Consider the following 17,326-nt stretch of genomic DNA (forward strand, 5'->3'; position numbering starts at 1 on the left):
GGCTCCGCGTCAAGCGCGGCGGTTTCCGAAGACGCCCGTGAGGAGAAAAGAAGACGGCGGTGTGCAAGGGTTTGGGGGGAAGCCTGGGCGGGGGACGCCGATCCAAGGCAAAAACCCGATGCACACCGCCGCAAGAAACGATCCGAGGGTATGCGGGAACATTCCGGATCGTGTGTGGCCGGCGGCGGGAACCGCCGGTGGATGACTCGCCAGTAATCAAACGTCGTCAATGACTGCAGTTGTAGCGTCGCCCGCCTGACCTCAGCGTTGCGGGATCATGAAATCGGTTTCATGAAACGCCCGCCTTCCATCAGCGCGCCGCGGCCAGCAGGGCGTCGACGTCCACATGCTCCTCCAGCCGGGCGGCGATGCGGTCGAGCGCCTGTTCGACCGTCGCCGCGTAGGACTGGCCGGACGCCTCCACCCCCAGCCCGGTCAGGAAGGCGGCGCGAAAGCCGTCCGCCCCGAACAGGCCGTGTAGGTAGCAGCCCATCACCCGCCCGTCGGCGGACACCGCGCCATCCGTCCGCCCGTTCGCCAGGGTCAGCATGGGGCGGGCGCGGTCCGTCCCCTCCGTGCGGCCCATGTGCATCTCGTAGCCGGCGACCGCGGCCCCCGTGATGGTCTCCGTCCCGGTCGCCTCCTCCAGCACCTTCGGCCCCTTCAGCACGGTGTCCACCTCCAGCAGGGCCAGCCCCTCGGCCTCGCCCGGCGGGCCCTCGATGCCGTCCGGGTCGGCGATGCGGCGGCCGAGCATCTGGTAGCCGCCGCAGATGCCCAGCACCCGCCCGCCGCGCCGGCGATGGGCGGCGAGGTCGACGTCCCAGCCCTGGGCGCGCAGCACCGCCAGATCGGCGATGGTCGCCTTGCTGCCCGGCAGGATGACCAGATCGGCGTCGCCCGGCAGCGGCTGGCCGCGCGGCACCATGGACAGGGCCACGTCCGGCTCCTGGGCCAGCGGGTCGAAATCGTCGAAGTTGGCGATGCGCGACAGCATCGGCACGGCGACCCGCAGCCGCCCCCCGGAACGGGTCTTCCAGGTGTCCAGCGCCACCGCGTCCTCCGCCGGCAGCAGGGCGGCGTCGGCCAGCCAGGGCACGACGCCGAAGCTTGGCCAGCCCGTGCGCTCCGCGATGACCGACAGACCGCCGTCGAACAGCCGCACGTCGCCGCGGAACTTGTTGATGAGGAAGCCGGCGACCAGCGCCCGCTCCTCCGGCGGGATCAGCGCGTGGGTGCCGACGAGGCTGGCGATCACCCCGCCGCGGTCGATGTCGCCGACCAGCACCACCGGCACGCCCGCCACGGTGGCGAAACCCATGTTGGCGATGTCGCCGGCCCGCAGATTGACCTCGGCCGGGCTGCCCGCCCCCTCGACCACCACCACGTCCGCCTCGGCCTTCAGCCGCTCGAAGCTGTCGAGCACGGTGGGGAGAAGCCGTCCCTTGCGCGACTGGTAATCGCCGGCCCGCGCCGTTCCCTCGACGACGCCGCGCACCACCACCTGGGACCCGACGTCCGACTGCGGCTTCAGCAGCACAGGGTTCATGTGGACGGACGGCGCCACCCCGCAGGCCCGCGCCTGGAGCGCCTGGGCGCGCCCGATCTCCCCGCCGTCGGCGGTGACGGCGGCGTTGTTGGACATGTTCTGCGGCTTGAAGGGCCGCACGGTCAGGCCGCGGCGGACCAGCGCCCGGCACAGCCCGGCCACCAGCAGCGACTTGCCGACGTCGGAGCCGGTGCCTTGGAGCATGATCGCGCGCATGGCTCAGAACTCGATGCCCGGCTGGGCCTTGATGCCCGCCTGGAAGGGGTGCTTGACCAGGGTCATCTCGGTCACGAGGTCGGCGGCCTCGATCAGTTCCGGCTTGGCGGTGCGGCCGGTGACCAGCACATGCAGCCCCTCGCGCCGCCCGGTCAGCACCGGCAGCACCTCCTCCACCGGCAGGTAGCCCATGCGCAGGACGATGTTCAGCTCGTCCAGCACGACGAGGCTGTACCGGGGGTCGGCCATCAGTTCCTGCGCCTTGGCCCAGGCGGCCTTGGCGGCGGCGATGTCGCGCTCGCGGTCCTGGGTCTCCCAGGTGAAGCCCTCGCCCATCGTGAAGAAGTCCACGAGGTCGTCGAAGCGCTCCAGCGCCACCGTCTCGCCGGTGGACCAGGCGCCCTTGACAAACTGCACCACGCCCACCCGCATGCCGTGCCCGGCGGCGCGCAGGATCAGGCCGAAGGCAGCGGTGGATTTGCCCTTGCCGTTGCCGGTGTTGACCATCAGCAGGCCCTTCTCCTGCGTCTTGCCGGCCATCACCCGGTCGTGCAGCGCCTTGCGCCGCTTCATCTTCTCGGCGTGGCGCACGTTCTGGTCGTCAAGGTTCCGGCCGGCATCGTTCCGGTTGGCGTCTTCGGTCATGGTGTCTCTCCCTTCAGCAGCAGCGGCAGCCCGGCGGCGACGAAGGCCACCCGCTGGGCCACGGCGGCGATGTCCTGATGCAGCCGTCCCGCATGGTCGCGGAAGCGGCGGGCCAGCGCGTTGTCCGGCACGATGCCCAGCCCCACCTCGTTGGAAACCAGCACCACCCGCCCCTCCACACCGGCCAAAGCGGCCAGCAGCTCGGCGGAACGGGCGGGCACGTCGACGTCGGCCATCATCAGGTTGGACAGCCACAGCGTGAGGCAGTCGACCAGCACGTTCGTTCCGGAACCGGCGTGGCGGCGCAGCGCGCCGGGCAGGTCGAGCGGTTCCTCCACCGTCGTCCAGCCGGGGCCGCGGTCCTCCTTGTGGCGGGCGACGCGATCGGCCATCTCGGAGTCCCAGACCTGGGCGGTGGCGATGTAGACCCGCGGGCCGGGCGATGCGGTGACCAGCCCCTCGGCGTAGCGGCTCTTGCCGGAGCGGGCGCCGCCCAGGACGAGGGTGATATCGGTGCTCATGACGGTCGGGCCACCTTGACGCCTGTGAGGGGACGCTTGCCGGACGGGCGCTTGCAGAACCGGATGGTTAGCGCAGTTGGCGGCTCGGCGCAAACCGCCATGGAGTTGCCGGAGCGGAGTACAGATCGGCGGTTGTCCTCCGCCGCTTCCGTCCCGTACCATCCGCCGCCTTCCCTCCCGAACGATCCCGGAGCCGCCGATCGTGACCGACACCACCCGGCCCCGCCCGGCCCTGGCCCGCGCCGCCGCCTTTCTCCGTCGCCTGACCGGAAAACTGTTCCGCCGCGGCGCCGCCGTTCCTCCGCCCCCGCCGAAGCCCGTCCCCGTGGCGGAGCCGATGGACTCCGGGGTCTTCACCGGCGAGTCCGGCTCGCTCGCCTACCGGCTGTTCGTGCCGAAGGGTGCGACGGCGGGACCGCGTCCGCTGCTGGTCATGCTGCACGGCTGCACCCAGTCGCCGGAAGACTTTGCCGTCGGAACCCGCATGAACCGGCTGGCCGAGGAGGCCGGTTGTCTCGTCCTCTACCCGGAGCAGACCCCAGCGGCGAACGACAAGAAATGCTGGAACTGGTTCAACCCCAACCACCAGCGTCGCGACCGCGGCGAACCGGCGCTGATCGCCGGAGCGGCCCGGCAGGTCCTGGCGGAACAGGGGGCCGACCCGCAGCGCGTCTACGTCGCCGGGATTTCCGCAGGCGGGTCCGCCGCGATGGTCCTGGCAACCACCTATCCCGACCTGTTCGCCGCGGTGGGCGTCCATTCCGGCCTGCCCTACGGCGCGGCCAGCGGCGTGCCCTCCGCCCTGCTGGCGATGAAGGCCGGCTCCTCACCCGGCCAGCGTCCGGCGGCGGGGGCTCCGGTGGTCCCGGCCGTCGTCTTCCACGGCGACGCGGACAAGGTCGTGCACCCGCGCAACGGCGACCATGTGATGGCCCAGGCCACGGCCAACGCGGAGGGGCTGAGCGCGACGACCGAGGATGGGCAGGCACCCGGCGGGCACGGCTTCACCCGCACCGTCCACAAGGACCGCGATGGAGCAACGCTGTTCGAACAGTGGACCGTCCACGGCAGCGGCCACGCCTGGTCCGGCGGCAGCCCGGACGGCACCTACACCGACCCGCAGGGGCCGGACGCCGCGCGGGAGATGCTGCGTTTCTTCCTGTCCCACCGGCACGCCAAGCCCGCAAAAAGCGCGTGAGTCGGCGGTTACCACTTTTGCACAGCCGAATTCGCGACGCCCGTGCCATAAACTTCCTCAGCATCCACCAGCCCACCGATCCGGCCATGCGCGTCACCGCTCCCCGCCTCGCTGCCCTCGGCGCCCTCGCGCTGTGCCTGTCGGCGTCGCCGACGGTCCAGGCCGCCAACGTCTCCGCCGGGCAGGCCGAGGCGAAGGAGGCCGCCAAGTCGCTGGGCAACTGCACGCCCGCCAAGGTGGAGGTGATGAGCTACGTCACCGGCCGCTCCGGCCAGACCGTGTTCAAGGTGGGCTGCACGGAGGACAAGGACACCTTCGTGCTGGTGCAGTGCCGGTCGCGGATCTGCACGCTGCTGCGCTGATTCACGGCTTCTTAATGAGGTTCGCCTGGAATCGGATCGAACACGGGACGGGGTGCGAAGGGTGATGAGGCTCGCTCAGTCAATCGCGGTGCTGGCGTTGGCGGTGATCCCGCTCGGCGCTTGCGGCGGGCCGATGATGGTCGCCAGCCTCGGCGCCGATCTGGCCTCCGTCACCAGCACCAAAAAGACGCTCGGCGATCATCTGGTGTCCGCCGCGACCGGGCGCGACTGCTCGTCCGTGTCCTTCTCGGAAACCGGGCATTACTGCCCGGAGAAGGTCTACGTCGACCGCTCCCGTGTCTATTGCTACAAGACGCTGGCCGACGTGGATTGCCACCACATTCCCGACCCGCACCGCAACGGCCACACTGCTCTGGCGAGCCCGCCGCCGGACATCCGGCCGGAACCGCGGCAGCCGGGCTGGATCGAACGGATGATGACCGCGGCGGAGCAATAAGCCCGGCGGAGCAACCCCCCGCGCCGTTCCTCAGCGCATCTTCTTCGCCACGAAGGCCTTGGCGAGGGTCATCATCGCCTTTTCATGGGTGACGCCGCCCTGCCCGCCCTTGCCGGCGGGAACCACCATGGTGGCGGACTTGACCGGAGCGGGTGAGCCGGCGCGGCCACGCGGCGCGGGTGCGTCCTCACCGGGATCACGGCCGAGGCGGCTCAGCACGTCGGCCAGCGCCTCCTTGCTCAGCGCCGAATCCGCGGAACCACGGGACCGGCCCGGTGCCGCGGGCGCTGACCGGCTGGGCGCCGACGGGCGGACGCCCCGCTCGATCGCCGCGGCGGCGATGGCCTTCAGGAAAGGCTGCGAAATGCCCAGCAGAAGCTGCGGGTCCTCGGCCGCCCAGACCATCAGAAGCTTCTGCGCGGTCGCCCGGCTCCCCTTGGCCGCCACCAGCGCGTCGCGCACCTTGCCGTCCACATAGGAATTCGCCATCGCCACACGCCTCCGACCGCCGCGGACGCTTATCCGCGCAACAGGGCGACTCTCCGGCGGCAAGGGTTAACAAAGGGTTGCAAAGGCGGCTGTCCGAACGCGGCAAGGGTGCCCCACGGGCAGGGCGGTTGCGCGGCGGGGCGGGAATGGGGGATAGTGGGTCTATGCTGATCGAAACCTACGCCGACCTGATCTGCCCCTGGTGCTACATCGGAAAGCGGCGGCTTGCCCGCGCGCTGGCCGACCGGCCCCGCGTCCAGGTGGAATTGCGCTGGCAGCCCTTCCAGCTCAACCCGGACATGGCGCCGGGCGGCATGGAGCGCAGCGCCTATCTGGCGGCCAAGTTCGGCGGCACGGAGCGGGCGCGGCAGATCCATCTGGTGGTCGAGGAAACGGCGGAGCGCGACGGCCTGCCGCTGCGGCTGGACCGCATCCGGCGCACGCCCAACAGCTTCGACGGTCATCGGCTGATCCGCATCGCCGCCCGCCACGGGCTGGGCGACCGGATGGCGGACGCGCTGTTCCACGCCTATTTCGTGGACGGGCTGGACATCGGCGACCGCGACACGCTGGCCGCGACCGCCGCCGGCCTGGGTTTCGATTTCGCGGAGATCAAGACCCTGCTGACCGGCGATGCGGAGACCACGGCGGTCTTCAACGCCGACGCCACGGCGCGCCAGTTGGGCCTTCAGGCGGTGCCTTGCTATATCTTCAACCGGCGTTACGCGCTGTCCGGCGCGCAGGAGCCCGCCAGCTTCCTCCCGCTTCTCGACCTCGGGGTGGAGGAGCAGGAAGGCGTGACGGCGGCGGCCGACTGATGATCCGGGTCACCCCGCGCATCAGCCTGGACGAAAGCGAGCTTCAGGAAAGCTTCATCCGCGCGTCCGGTCCCGGCGGCCAGCACGTCAACAAGACGGACAGCGCCGTCCAACTGCGCTTCGACGTGGCGGCCTCGCCGAACATCCCCGACGATGTGAAGGCCCGGCTGGTCCGGCTGGCCGGTTCGCGCATGACCGCGGCGGGCGTGCTGATCATCGTCGGCGACACCTACCGCAGCCAGCTGCGCAACCGCGAGGATGTGCGCGAGCGTCTGATCGACCTGATCCGCGACGCGACGGTGGTGCCCAAGAGCCGACGCCCGACCAAGCCGACCCTCGGCTCCAAGAAGCGTCGCCTGGAGGCCAAGGGTCAGCGGTCGGACATCAAGCGTCTGCGCTCCGGCAAGCCGGAGGATTGAGGCCGCTCAATGAGCGGTCTTCTGCCGGTTCAGCGAGACCATGTTCCCGCCATACTGGAACTCCGGCAGGTTGGCGAACTGGTCCTTGGTGAGCTGTGTCGCCACGAGGGCGTCCTGCTGCTGGTTGTAGCGGACGTTGTCGATATCCAGCGCCACGTTGCGCCCGCCGATGCCCATGATGCCGCCGGTCGAGACCACGAGTTGGCTCGGGCGGTTGCTGCGGTTGAACAGGACATCCTCGACCTGCCCCACCTTCTGCCCGTCATAGGCGACGACAGACTTGCCCAGCATGGCCTGCGGCTCGATCCGCGAGGCGGTCTGGAGCGATTGCTCGGACATCGGGCGGGATGCCTGCTCGCTTCCCCCACCGAACCAGCTCGACGTCTCGGCGCAGCCCCCCAAAGCCAAAAGCGCGACCGCCGACAGGACCGGAACAGCAACCTTACGCATAGCCCCCTCCTTCTGACGAGATAACCACGCGGGTTTAAACAGGCCGTCGACCGCAATCGTCACGGTGTCTTGCGGCGATCGCGCCCGGTGCGCCGGAACGCGCCGCGTCCGGCCGCGTTCTGCACTCTCTCAACTCTCCCCCGAGGCTCCGCAGATTATGGCCGAAGACACCGCCCGCCGGTTGCAGGCCCGCCCCATTCCGGTGCCGAAGGCCGCCCCGCCCGCCTCCACCCAGACGACGCTGCTGGTCATCGCGCTGGTGGTGGCGACCCTGTATCTGGGAAGCGACATCCTGGTCCCCATCGCTCTGGCGGTGCTGCTGACCTTCGTCCTGGCGCCCATCGTCAGCCGGCTGGAGCGGCTGCGACTGGGCCGGGTGCCTTCGGTGCTGGCGGTGGTGGTGCTGGTCTTCGCGGGGATCGCCGGTTTCGGCATGGTGGTCGGTGGGCAGATCGCCGACCTCGCCAACAACCTGCCGAGCTATCAGAAGAATGTGCATGACAAGCTGGACTCGCTGCGCTCCCGCGCCACGTCGGCGGGCAGCGGCGGGGTGGTCCAACAGGCGACCGAAGCCTTCCGCGACCTGAAACAGGGTCTGGAGCAGGTGACCGGCGACACCCCGCCCACTGCCACGGCTCCGGCCAGCGCCCTGCCCGCCCCCGGCGCCGCACGGGAACCGGTGCCGGTGCGGATCGAGCAGGACGGCGACGCCCTGACCATCATCAGCGACGTGCTGGGGCCGGCGATGGCGCCGGTCGCCACGGCGGGCATGGTGCTGGTCCTCACCATCTTCATGCTGCTGCAGCGCGAGGATCTGCGCGACCGGCTGATCCGGCTGGCCGGGTCCGGCGACCTCAGCCGCACGACGGAGGCGATGAACGACGCCGGCGAGCGGGTCAGCCGTTATCTGCTGATGCAGTGCGTGGTCAACGTCACCTACGGCCTGCCCATCGGGGTCGGGCTGTGGCTGATCGGCGTGCCCAACCCGTTGCTCTGGGGCCTGCTGTCGACGGTGCTGCGCTTCATCCCCTTCCTGGGGCCGGCGATCGCCGCGGCCTTCCCGATCCTGCTGTCCTTCGCGGTCGATGGGGGATGGACCCTGCCGCTGCTCTGCATCGCCCTGTTCGTGGCGGTGGAGCTGTTCTCCAACAACGTGGTGGAGCCCTGGCTCTACGGCTCGGCCACCGGCCTGTCGTCGCTGGCGATCATCGTGGCGGCGGTGTTCTGGACCACGCTGTGGGGACCGGTCGGCCTGCTGCTGGCGACGCCGCTGACCGTCTGCCTCGTCGTGCTGGGGCGGCATGTGCCGCAGCTTCACTTCCTGGAAGTGATGCTGGGCGACCGCCCGGTCCTGCCCGATGAGGCAAAGCTGTACCAGCGCCTGCTCGCCCGCGATCCCATCGAGGCCATGGAGATCGCCGAGGAGAAGATGAGCAAGGGCGGGCTGGTGGAGGCCGGGCACGGACTGCTCATCCCCACCCTGTCGCTGGCCGAGCAGGACCGCCAGCGCAACCGCCTGAACCCGGAAGGACGGCAGGCGGTGGCCGAGGGCATGGTGGCCTTGCTGGACGAGATGATGGAGTCCTCGCCGCCCGCCGCGGAGGACACGCCGCTGGTCCTGTGCATCGGCGCCCGCAACGACCTGGACGAGGCGGCGGCGGCGCTTCTCGGCCACATGCTGCGCCCGCGCGGGCTGCGCGCCGACGTGATCCCCTGCGAGAAGGTGTCCGTCCGCTCCATCGCCGCGCTGGCCCCGACCGGCGTGTCGGCGGTGGTGCTGTCCTACCTGAACCCGTCCGCCCTGTCGCACGCCCGGCGGCTGGTGCGCCGGTTGCGCCTGCATTTCGGCCCGAACGTGCCGATCCTGCTCTGCCTGTGGAGCGCCCACCCCGAGGCCGACGCGCCGGAGCACGCCATATCCCAGACCTCAGCCGACCGCGTCGCCACCAGCCTGACCGGCGCCGTCACCCAGTTGGAGGAGATGGGTGTGCTCGCCGCCGTCGAGGCGGAGAAGGCCCCTCAGGCGTGACGGTCAGGGGGGCGCCACGACGGTGCAGACGCGCTTAAGCGCATCGGCCGCGCGCTCCACGTCGTCGTCGCGCACCAGCACGTAATCGGTGTCGTAGGTGGACATGGCGAAGATCGGCACCCGCGCCTGGGCCAGCGGCACGGCGATGCGCGCCAGCACGCCGAACAGCGAGAAGTCCAGCGGCCCCTCCACCTTGAAGGCGCGCCAGCCGCGCTCCGCCGTCACGCCGTCCGGCACGCGGGATTCGCGGCAGAGGATGGACAGCTCCTCCCCCGTGCGGGTGGCGCTGACCAGCGGGTCGGTCCAGTCGAGCCAGCCGGGCATCCCGTCCCCCGGCGCCAGCCGCGCCACCGCCAGCCGGTCGGGCAGGACCGACAGGGTCAGCGGCTTGGTCTCCGGCAGCAGGGCGGCGTCCAGCGTGGCGCGGTCCACCTCGAACGGCTTGAGGATGCGTTTGGCCCGTGCGGCCAGCGACGGGATGCGCGAGCGCATGGCGCGACCCAGCATGTCCGCCGCGACCGGGCGAAGCTCCGGATCGTCCGCCGCCAGATCGACCATGGCCTGAAGCGCGGCGCTCTGCACGATCCGGCTGGCCCGATTCTCGAACCAGCCTTCCAGAAGCGCGACCATCCGCTCGCGCTGCTCCCCGGTCAGGGTCAGGCGCGGCAGGATCGCCGCCAGACGCCAGCGCACCTCGGCCTGCTCGATCGCCGCCGCCTCGGTCAGCAGCCGTTCGGCGAAGGCGTCCAGCAGACGGGCGGCGCCGCGCGACACCCGCTCCAGCGCGTCGGCGGCGCGCATCCGCACCCCGGCGTCGCCGTCGAACAGGCAGGCGACCAGTTCCGGCAGACGGGCGGGATCGGCGGCCACGGCCTCTGCCACCGTCGGAATGTCGCCGAAGGTCCGCCGGTCGCCACCAAGCGCCAGGGCCTTCGCCAAGCCCCTGTCCTTGGGGCCGCTCTCCTTGTTCATCGCCTCAGCGCCGCCCGAAGGGACGCGAGGGGATGTTCCGCCCGAACTTGGACCCGACCTTCAGCGCGCTGGGGCGCGGCGGCGGCGGGGGTGGCGGGGGCGGTGGCGCCTCACCCTTCGGCACGGCGCCGCCGCCGGCCATCTGCGCCAGATCGCTCATCAGCCGGTTGACGCCGCGCACCCGCTGGGCCTCGTCGGCCCATTCGCGGGTGTAGACCAGCTTGTGGTCGGGGCGCAGCTTCATCAGGCTCATCTGCTGGCTGATGTAGGTCAGCAGCTTGGCCGGCTCGGCGTAGCTGTTGTTGCGGAAGGTCAGCACGGCGCCCTTCGGCCCGGCGTCCACCCGCTCCACCCCCGCCTGACGGCAGAGCTGCTTGATGGTGACGACGTCCAGCAGGTTCTCCACCTCGCCCGGCAGCTTGCCGAAGCGGTCGATCAGCTCCGCCGCGAAGCCGTCGATCTCCGCCCGGTCCACCAGATCGGCGATGCGGCGGTAGAGCGACAGGCGCACCGTCAGGTCGGGGACATACTCCTCCGGGATCAGCACCGGCGTGCCCAGGTTGATCTGCGGGGTCCAGGGCTGGTCCTCCGCCCCGCTCGGCACCTGCCCGTCCATGTTGGCGCGGGCGTTGGCGACGGCCTCCTCCAGCATGTGCTGGTACAGCTCGACGCCGACCTCCTTGACGTGGCCCGACTGCTCCTCGCCCAGCAGGTTGCCGGCGCCGCGGATGTCCATGTCGTGGCTGGCCAGCTGGAAGCCGGCGCCCAGGCTGTCCAGCGTCTCGATGACGTGCAGCCGCTGCTGCGCCGTGCCGGTCAGCGGCTTGTTCGGCGCGTAGGTGAGGTAGGCGTAGCCGCGCACCTTCGACCGGCCGACGCGCCCGCGGATCTGGTAGAGCTGGGCCAAGCCGAACATGTCCGCCCGGTGCACGATCAGCGTGTTGGCGTTGGGGATGTCGATGCCGCTCTCGATGATGTTGGTGGCGAGCAGCACCTCGAACTTGCCCTCGTCGAAGGCGGTCATCACCTCTTCCAGCTCGCTGGCCGGCATCTGGCCGTGGGCGGTGACGATCTTGACCTCGGGCACCAACTCGCGCACCCGCTCGGCGACCTTGGGCAGGTCCTCGACGCGGGGGCAGACATAGAAGGTCTGGCCGCCCCGGTAATGCTCGCGCAGGATGGCCTCGCGGACCACCACCGGGTCGTAGGGCAGCACGAAGGTGCGCACCGCCAGACGGTCCACCGGCGGGGTGGCGATCAGCGACAGCTCGCGCACGCCGGACAGCGCCATCTGGAGCGTGCGCGGGATCGGCGTGGCGGTCAGCGTCAGGACGTGCACGTCGGCGCGCAGCTCCTTCAGTCGCTCCTTCTGCTTCACGCCGAAATGCTGCTCCTCGTCCACGATGACCATGCCGAGCTGCTTGAACTGCACGCCCTTGCCGAGCAGCGCGTGGGTGCCGATCACGATGTCGGCGGTGCCCTCCGTCAGCTCCTGCTTGACCTTGGTCTGCTCCTTGGCGGTGACCATGCGGGAAAGCTGAACGATGCGCAGCGGCAGCCCGGCGAAGCGGGTGGTAAAGGTCTTGAAATGCTGGCGCGCCAGAAGCGTGGTCGGCACCACCACGGCGACCTGCTGGCCGCTCATGGCGACGAGGAAGGCGGCGCGCAGCGCCACCTCCGTCTTGCCGAAGCCGACGTCGCCGCAGACCAGACGGTCCATCGGACGGCCCGAGCCGAGATCGGTGAAGACCTCCTCGATGGCCTTCAACTGGTCGTCCGTCTCCGGATAGGGGAAGCGGGCGGCGAACTCCTGATAGACGCCCTCCGGCGTGTAGACCGGGTCGGCCTTCTTCAGCATGCGCTCGGCGGCGATCTTCAGCAGCGCCTCGGCCATGTCCTTCAGGCGCTTCTTGACGCGGGCCTTGCGGCCCTGCCAGCCGGCCCCGCCCAGCTTGTCGAGCTGCGCGTGCGCGTCCTCCGACCCGTAGCGGGTCAGCACTTCGATGTTCTCGACGGGGACGTAGAGCTTGTCGCCGCCCTCGTAGATCAGCCGCAGGCAGTCGTGCGGCGCCCCGGACACCTCCAGCGTCTCCAGCCCGTCGTAGCGCCCGATGCCGTGGTCCATGTGCACCACGAGGTCGCCCGAGGCCAGCGCCGTGTATTCGGCGATGAAGTTGGCGGCCTTGCGCTTCTTCTTCGCCGCCGGGCGGACGAGGCGGTCGCCGAGGATGTCCTGCTCGGTGATGACGGCCATGTCGGCGGAGGTGAAGCCGTGTTCCATCCCCAGCACGATCATGCCGATGACGTGACGGTCGAAGCGGCGGACGTCCTCGACGCTCTCCGCCGGCTCCAGCCCCGGAATGCCGTGGTCGCCCAGCACCGTCATCAGACGGTCGCGGGAGCCCGCGGAATAGCCGGCCACCAGCACGCGCCGCCCGTCGGCCCGCAGCGCCCGGATGTGGTCCTTCACCGCCTCGAAGACGTTGACGTCGGGACGCGCCCGCTCCTCGGCAAAGTCGTGGCCGCGGCGCCCGCCGGCGTCCAGCGTGCCCTTGATGCCCGGCGGCGTGCCGAAGGGCTGGAGCTGCGCCACCGCGTGGGCGGCGAACAGGTCGTCCCAGGCCTGGGCGTCGAGGAACATCATGCCGACCGGCACCGGCTTGTAGACCGGCGAGCCCGTCCGCTTCTCGATGACGATCATGCTCTCGCGGGAGGCGTGGAAGTCCACCACCTGCGCGATGCGCGAATCGCGCGCCTCCGTCGCCTGATGGTCCAGCGACAGGATGGCCTTGGGCATGTAGGCCAGCAGCGATTCCATCGTCTCGTGGAACAGCGGCAGCCAGTGCTCCATGCCGCCGTACTTGCGCCCGGCGCTGATCGCCTCGTAGAGCGGGTCGTCGTCGGTGACGGCGCCGAACAGCTCCCGGTAGCCGGAGCGGAAGCGGGCGATGCCCGCCTCGTCCAGGAAGACCTCCGACATCGGCTTGAGGTCGATGCCGTCGCGCTTGTCGGTGGTGCGCTGCGACATGGGGTCGAAGCTGCGCACGGCCTCCAGCTCGTCCCCGAACAGGTCGAGGCGCAGCGGCTCGTCGGTGCCCGGCGGGAACAGGTCGACGATGCCGCCGCGGACGGCGAACTCGCCCGGCTCGCGCACCGTCTGGGCGCGGGTGTAGCCGTTGCCGGCCAGATAGCGCTGCAGCTTCTCCAGGTCGATCCGGTCGCGCAGCTTCGCCGAGAACACCGCGTCGCGGAAGGCGGCGCGGGGCGGCACCTTCTGCACCATGGCGTTGACGGTGGTCAGCACGACCAGCGGCGGCGCGTCCGCCTTGCGCGCCAGCAGGCGGGTCAGCGTGTCGATGCGCTTCGCCACGATGCCGCCGTTGGGCGACACGCGGTCGTAGGGCAGGCAGTCCCAGGCCGGGAAGACCTGCACCTCCAGCGACGGCGCGAAGAAGGCCAGCGCCTCCGCCAGCTGGGCGGCGCGGGTGTCGTCGAGCGCGACGTGGAGAAGTCCCGCACTCCCCGCCCGCTTGGCGAGGTCGGCGAGGACGCGGGCGTCATGGCCGGCGGGGGCGCCGCCGACCAGAAGGCGGCCGGAGCGTCCCGGCTGCAACTGTTCGAAGCTGGGCAAGGATCGGGCCTCAGGACCCCTGACGGGGCGTGTAGCGGAACTTGGTCAACAGCTGCATGACGTCGGTGTCATGCTCGGCGGGCAGCGGCTCGCGCCCGGCGTACCAGTTGTAGAGGTCGGGGTCGCTGAGTTCGAGCAGCGCCTCGTAACGGTCGAGCTGCGCGTGGTCGAAGGCCGGGACATGGGCATCGGCGAAGCTGCCGATCAGCAGGTCCATCTCGCGCATGCCACGGTGCCACGACCGGAAGCGCAGCCGCTTGCGCCGGTTTTCCAGGGATTCGCCGCTCTCGGACAGGGTGTTCTCGTCGCTCATGCCATCCACGCCAAAAAGCCCCGGCCCCGGAAGATAGGGGGCGGAGCGGTCCACATCCACCCCCGCATCCTGCACACCGGCGCGCGCCCGCGCAAACCGAAACGCCGGACGATCCCCCGGAAGGAGCGTGATTCAGCGCGCCAGCCACGCCTCCAGCCCGTCGCGCAGGTCGGGGCCGGGGGCCAGCCGGGCGAAGCGCTCGGTCTCCACCGCCAGCCCTTCGCCGATGGTCATGTTCAGTCCGCGGGTAACCGCCCCGAGGATGCCGGACACCGCCGCCGGGGAGTGCCGGACGATCCGCCCGGCCAGTTCGAAGGCCGCGGGCAGCAGCGCGTCGTGGGGCACCACCTGATTGACCAGCCCGACCGCCAGCGCCGTCGCGGGCGGGAAGGCGTCGCCGGTCAGCAGCCATTCCAGCGCCCGCTTGCGCCCGGCGTTGCGGGGAAGCCGCTGCGTCCCGCCGAAGGTCGGCATCATGCCGAGCTTGATTTCCGCCTTGGAGAAACTCGCCCGCTCACTGGCGACGGCGAGGTGTGCCGCCTCCAGAATCTCGCAGCCGCCGCCGTAGCAGATGCCGTTTACCGCGGCGATGATGGGCTTGGGAAAGGACTCGATCCGCGCGCACAGCGTCTGGCCGGGCCGGAAGGCGCGCACCGCCGCCTCCGGCCCCCGCCGGACGGCCGGGGTGAACTCCGCGATGTCCGCCCCGGCGGAGAAGGCGCGCTCCCCAGCGCCGGTGACGATGATGGCGCGTACCGCCGCGTCGGCCTCCAGCGCGTCCAGCGTGTCGAGCATGGCGGCGGCCAGCGCCGTGCTGATGGCGTTCAGCTTGGCGGGGCGGTTCAATGTGAGGGTGGCGATGTCCCCAGCAGTGACGCACAGGATGGGATTGACGGAATCGGTGTGGGACATGGCACGGTCCTTTTGTCCTGCGTTTGCGATGCGCCACTGTCGAGCCCGAGCCACGCCCCTGACAAACGAGTACGCCGCGTGTTCGGGTGAGCAACGCTCACCTGAAACGGGGCCTCCGCCGCAGGCCAAAGCGTCACCTTGACAGAATCGCGACAGTTGGTACACTGAACAGTCCCAGCCACTTTCGGTGGAGGTCGCCATGACCGACGGATCGATCGGACGCCCGGAACCTCTGGTCCGTTCGGCCGGCGTGGTGGAGCGCACCGGCAGCGCGACCGACCGCAGGAAACGGCGACAGAATCGGCAGGACCTGCAACAGCAGGAGCGCGAGCGGCAGGAGCGCCGCGACCAGGACGAGGCCAACCACAAGCGGCGGCGCCTCTACGACCTGCTGTTCGACGAGATCGATGAGCTGGACACGCTGAACGCTGGGCAGCGGGCGCGCATCAAGCAGAATCTGCGCGCGCAGCTCGCCAACCGCCGCCCGCCGCCGCACCTCGCCCCCAACCTCGCCCAGCCGCCGCCGGGGGATGAGGACATCGAACGCATTGCGGCGGCGCTCCTCGAAAAGGCCGTCGCGGCCCAGTCGGTCGATCATGACCACATCGTCGACATGGCGGCGCCGACTCACCCGGCGCTTCCGCCCGGACAGACGGCGGAGAATGTGGCGCTCGCCAACCAGCTCCGCGATTGCCTGGAACAGCGGACGACGACATCGCGGCGCGTTGCTGTGTATCTGCGCCTTCTTCTGACGCTCGAAGGCGCCTTCCGTCCGCATCTGGTGGTGGACGCCTGACCACGGTCCCACCGCGGGTGTGATGCGCGAATTCGGAGAAAGCCCCCCTCCGATGCGCCACCCAGGATGGTCGGGCCATGCGGCACAATGACCCTGTTGTTTCTCCGGCGAAATACCGGCGCGTTCCCGCGCCGTTCCCGCCGCGGAAAACCCGCTCCCGCAGGGAGGTTCCCCCGTGCCCGACACCCATCTCGCCACGCACGCCCAGCCGTCCGGCGACGCCCTTCGCCAAGCTCTTTCCACCCGTTTCCAGAAGATCCGTGCCCGCACCGCCGAACTCGCCGCCCCTCTGTCGCCCGAGGACCTGATGGTCCAGTCGGTGGCCGACGGCGCCCCGGCCAAATGGCACCTCGCCCACACGACGTGGCTGTTCGAAACCACCGTCCTGGTGCCCTGCAACCCCGGTTACCGGCCCTTCGACCCGGCCTTTCTGACGCTGTTCGCGGCGCGCGACGACCGGTTCGGCAGCCACCAGCTTCCCTCCCCCACCCTGCGCCTGCTCTCCCGGCCCAACGCGGCGGAGGTGATGCGCTACCGCGACCATGTGAACGCCGCGGTGCTGCACCTGCTGAATCAGGCCGACGAGGCGGACCTGCCGGAGATCGCCGACCGCGTGATCGTCGGCATCACGCACGAGCGGCGCCACCAGGAACGGCTGCTGACCCATATCAAGCATGCCTTCTGGAGCAACCCGCTGCGCCCCGCCTACGACCAGCCGCCGCAGAGCGTGCCGGCCCCGCCGCAGCCGGAACGCTGGATCGAGCATGAAGGCGGCATCGTCGAGATCGGACGGACGGAGGCCGGAGCCGGCTTCGACCATGAAGGGCCACGCCACCGCGTCCATCTGGAGCCCTTCCGCCTTGCCGCCCTGCCGGTGTCCTGCGGCGCCTTCCGCGACTTCATCGAGGATGGCGGTTATGGCAAGCGCTCGCTCTGGCTCGCCGACGGCTGGGAGGCGGTGCAGACCGAGGGTTGGCAGGCCCCGCTCTATTGGGAATGGCGCGACGGCGCGTGGCAGATCTTCACCCTCTACGGCATGCGTGCGCTCGATCCCGCCGAACCGGTCTGCCATGTCAGCTGGTTCGAGGCCGACGCCTTTGCCCGCTGGGCCGGCAAGCGCCTGCCCGAGGAAGCCGAGTGGGAGGCCCTGGCGTCCCGCTGCGACAGCATGGGCAATCTGCTGGGCACCGGCAATCGCCACCCGCGCCCCAGCACCTGCCACGGCGATGGCCCCTGGCAATTGTTCGGCGACGTCTGGGAATGGACGCGCAGCCCCTTCACTCCTTACCCCGGCTACCGCCTGCCGGACGGGGTGGATGAGGCCGTCCATGGCCGCTTCATGATCAACCGCATGGTGCTGCGGGGCGGCAGCTGCGTCACCCCCTTCGACCACGCCAACCCGACGACCCGGCATTACCTGCGACCGGAATCCCGCCTGTCCTTCACCGGCCTGCGGCTGGCCGAGGATAGCTGAGACATTGGAATCATTTTAAGCGGTGGCGCTGCATTGCGGCAGGCTCTATAACCATAATTAAATTATGGCTTATGG

Annotated in this window: 17 protein-coding genes; 8 read left to right on the top strand and 9 right to left on the bottom strand. The window is 70.2% G+C overall.

Annotated elements, in window-relative coordinates; genetic code table 11:
• Positions 1–310: 310 nt before the first annotated feature.
• Genes AMK58_RS08505 through cobU form a run of 3 tightly spaced genes read right to left on the bottom strand, consistent with a single transcriptional unit; the run spans position 311 to position 2,931 of the window.
• Positions 311–1,765, bottom strand: coding sequence for a cobyric acid synthase (locus AMK58_RS08505; RefSeq protein ID WP_059398802.1), 1,455 nt, complete (start codon positions 1,763–1,765; stop codon positions 311–313).
• Between the two features lie 3 nt (positions 1,766–1,768).
• Positions 1,769–2,410 carry a cob(I)yrinic acid a,c-diamide adenosyltransferase gene (gene cobO, locus AMK58_RS08510; RefSeq protein ID WP_051140624.1) on the bottom strand — a complete coding sequence of 214 codons (642 nt, stop codon included), beginning with the start codon at positions 2,408–2,410 and terminating at the stop codon, positions 1,769–1,771.
• Positions 2,407–2,931 (bottom strand): bifunctional adenosylcobinamide kinase/adenosylcobinamide-phosphate guanylyltransferase, encoded by a 525-nt coding sequence (gene cobU / locus AMK58_RS08515; RefSeq protein ID WP_035679031.1) that lies wholly within the window; start codon positions 2,929–2,931, stop codon positions 2,407–2,409. The genes cobO and cobU overlap by 4 nt, the downstream gene beginning before the upstream one ends.
• Positions 2,932–3,133: 202 nt before the next feature.
• On the opposite strand from cobU, the gene AMK58_RS08520 reads away from it, so the two are divergent.
• From AMK58_RS08520 to AMK58_RS08530, 3 genes are all read left to right on the top strand, one after another.
• Positions 3,134–4,129 (top strand): extracellular catalytic domain type 1 short-chain-length polyhydroxyalkanoate depolymerase, encoded by a 996-nt coding sequence (locus AMK58_RS08520; protein WP_236778085.1) that lies wholly within the window; start codon positions 3,134–3,136, stop codon positions 4,127–4,129.
• Between the two features lie 17 nt (positions 4,130–4,146).
• The gene (locus AMK58_RS08525; RefSeq protein ID WP_236778086.1) at positions 4,147–4,491 is read left to right on the top strand and encodes a hypothetical protein; all 345 of its coding nucleotides are present in this window, start codon (positions 4,147–4,149) and stop codon (positions 4,489–4,491) included.
• A 64-nt stretch (positions 4,492–4,555) separates the two neighbouring features.
• On the top strand, positions 4,556–4,948 hold the full coding sequence (locus AMK58_RS08530) for a hypothetical protein (RefSeq protein WP_035679026.1): 393 nt from the start codon (positions 4,556–4,558) through the stop codon (positions 4,946–4,948).
• A 30-nt stretch (positions 4,949–4,978) separates the two neighbouring features.
• Here the strand turns inward: AMK58_RS08530 and AMK58_RS08535 are convergent, their stop codons facing one another.
• Entirely contained in the window at positions 4,979–5,437 is a 459-nt protein-coding gene (locus AMK58_RS08535; protein ID WP_035679024.1) for a hypothetical protein, read from the bottom strand.
• A 164-nt stretch (positions 5,438–5,601) separates the two neighbouring features.
• On the opposite strand from AMK58_RS08535, the gene AMK58_RS08540 reads away from it, so the two are divergent.
• Both AMK58_RS08540 and arfB read left to right on the top strand, forming a co-directional pair.
• Positions 5,602–6,255 (top strand): DsbA family oxidoreductase, encoded by a 654-nt coding sequence (locus AMK58_RS08540; RefSeq protein WP_035679022.1) that lies wholly within the window; start codon positions 5,602–5,604, stop codon positions 6,253–6,255.
• Positions 6,255–6,674, top strand: a complete 420-nt coding sequence (gene arfB / locus AMK58_RS08545; RefSeq protein WP_014240675.1) for an alternative ribosome rescue aminoacyl-tRNA hydrolase ArfB — start codon at positions 6,255–6,257, stop codon at positions 6,672–6,674. The genes AMK58_RS08540 and arfB overlap by 1 nt, the downstream gene beginning before the upstream one ends.
• Positions 6,675–6,680: 6 nt before the next feature.
• Here the strand turns inward: arfB and AMK58_RS08550 are convergent, their stop codons facing one another.
• Positions 6,681–7,124: a PRC-barrel domain-containing protein gene (locus tag AMK58_RS08550; protein WP_079285195.1), complete on the bottom strand. Its 444-nt coding sequence runs from the start codon at positions 7,122–7,124 to the stop codon at positions 6,681–6,683.
• A 157-nt stretch (positions 7,125–7,281) separates the two neighbouring features.
• On the opposite strand from AMK58_RS08550, the gene AMK58_RS08555 reads away from it, so the two are divergent.
• Positions 7,282–9,153, top strand: a complete 1,872-nt coding sequence (locus AMK58_RS08555) for an AI-2E family transporter (RefSeq protein ID WP_035679019.1) — start codon at positions 7,282–7,284, stop codon at positions 9,151–9,153.
• A gap of 3 nt (positions 9,154–9,156) precedes the next feature.
• On the opposite strand, the gene AMK58_RS31110 is transcribed toward AMK58_RS08555, so the two are convergent.
• The 4 genes from AMK58_RS31110 to AMK58_RS08575 form a co-directional block, all read right to left on the bottom strand.
• Entirely contained in the window at positions 9,157–10,092 is a 936-nt protein-coding gene (locus AMK58_RS31110; protein ID WP_236778087.1) for an ACT domain-containing protein, read from the bottom strand.
• A 37-nt stretch (positions 10,093–10,129) separates the two neighbouring features.
• A complete protein-coding gene (gene mfd / locus AMK58_RS08565; RefSeq protein WP_059398803.1) occupies positions 10,130–13,756 on the bottom strand; it encodes a transcription-repair coupling factor in 3,627 nt (1,208 codons plus the stop codon).
• A 10-nt stretch (positions 13,757–13,766) separates the two neighbouring features.
• The gene (locus AMK58_RS08570; RefSeq protein WP_035674467.1) at positions 13,767–14,069 is read right to left on the bottom strand and encodes an FAD assembly factor SdhE; all 303 of its coding nucleotides are present in this window, start codon (positions 14,067–14,069) and stop codon (positions 13,767–13,769) included.
• A 132-nt stretch (positions 14,070–14,201) separates the two neighbouring features.
• Positions 14,202–14,981, bottom strand: coding sequence for a crotonase/enoyl-CoA hydratase family protein (locus AMK58_RS08575; RefSeq protein WP_035674433.1), 780 nt, complete (start codon positions 14,979–14,981; stop codon positions 14,202–14,204).
• Between the two features lie 199 nt (positions 14,982–15,180).
• Here AMK58_RS08575 and AMK58_RS08580 point away from each other — a divergent pair, with 199 nt between their 5' ends.
• Positions 15,181–15,777: a hypothetical protein gene (locus tag AMK58_RS08580; protein WP_035674430.1), complete on the top strand. Its 597-nt coding sequence runs from the start codon at positions 15,181–15,183 to the stop codon at positions 15,775–15,777.
• Between the two features lie 175 nt (positions 15,778–15,952).
• Positions 15,953–17,251: an ergothioneine biosynthesis protein EgtB gene (gene egtB / locus AMK58_RS08585; RefSeq protein WP_035674427.1), complete on the top strand. Its 1,299-nt coding sequence runs from the start codon at positions 15,953–15,955 to the stop codon at positions 17,249–17,251.
• Positions 17,252–17,326 lie beyond the last annotated feature (75 nt).

This window comes from Azospirillum brasilense (assembly GCF_001315015.1).
GTDB classification, from domain to species: Bacteria; Pseudomonadota; Alphaproteobacteria; order Azospirillales; family Azospirillaceae; genus Azospirillum; species Azospirillum brasilense.

Excerpts from the sequence above, each read along its gene's own strand:
- AMK58_RS08505 (WP_059398802.1), bottom strand. The coding sequence starts at position 1,765 with ATGCGCGCGATCATGCTCCAAGGCACCGGCTCCGACGTCGGCAAGTCG.
- arfB (WP_014240675.1), top strand. The coding sequence starts at position 6,255 with ATGATCCGGGTCACCCCGCGCATCAGCCTGGACGAAAGCGAGCTTCAG.
- cobU (WP_035679031.1), bottom strand. The coding sequence starts at position 2,931 with ATGAGCACCGATATCACCCTCGTCCTGGGCGGCGCCCGCTCCGGCAAG.
- AMK58_RS08575 (WP_035674433.1), bottom strand. The coding sequence starts at position 14,981 with ATGTCCCACACCGATTCCGTCAATCCCATCCTGTGCGTCACTGCTGGG.
- cobO (WP_051140624.1), bottom strand. The coding sequence starts at position 2,410 with ATGACCGAAGACGCCAACCGGAACGATGCCGGCCGGAACCTTGACGAC.
- AMK58_RS08530 (WP_035679026.1), top strand. The coding sequence starts at position 4,556 with ATGAGGCTCGCTCAGTCAATCGCGGTGCTGGCGTTGGCGGTGATCCCG.
- AMK58_RS08555 (WP_035679019.1), top strand. The coding sequence starts at position 7,282 with ATGGCCGAAGACACCGCCCGCCGGTTGCAGGCCCGCCCCATTCCGGTG.
- AMK58_RS08550 (WP_079285195.1), bottom strand. The coding sequence starts at position 7,124 with ATGCGTAAGGTTGCTGTTCCGGTCCTGTCGGCGGTCGCGCTTTTGGCT.
- AMK58_RS08570 (WP_035674467.1), bottom strand. The coding sequence starts at position 14,069 with ATGAGCGACGAGAACACCCTGTCCGAGAGCGGCGAATCCCTGGAAAAC.
- AMK58_RS08540 (WP_035679022.1), top strand. The coding sequence starts at position 5,602 with ATGCTGATCGAAACCTACGCCGACCTGATCTGCCCCTGGTGCTACATC.
- AMK58_RS08535 (WP_035679024.1), bottom strand. The coding sequence starts at position 5,437 with ATGGCGAATTCCTATGTGGACGGCAAGGTGCGCGACGCGCTGGTGGCG.
- AMK58_RS08580 (WP_035674430.1), top strand. The coding sequence starts at position 15,181 with ATGACCGACGGATCGATCGGACGCCCGGAACCTCTGGTCCGTTCGGCC.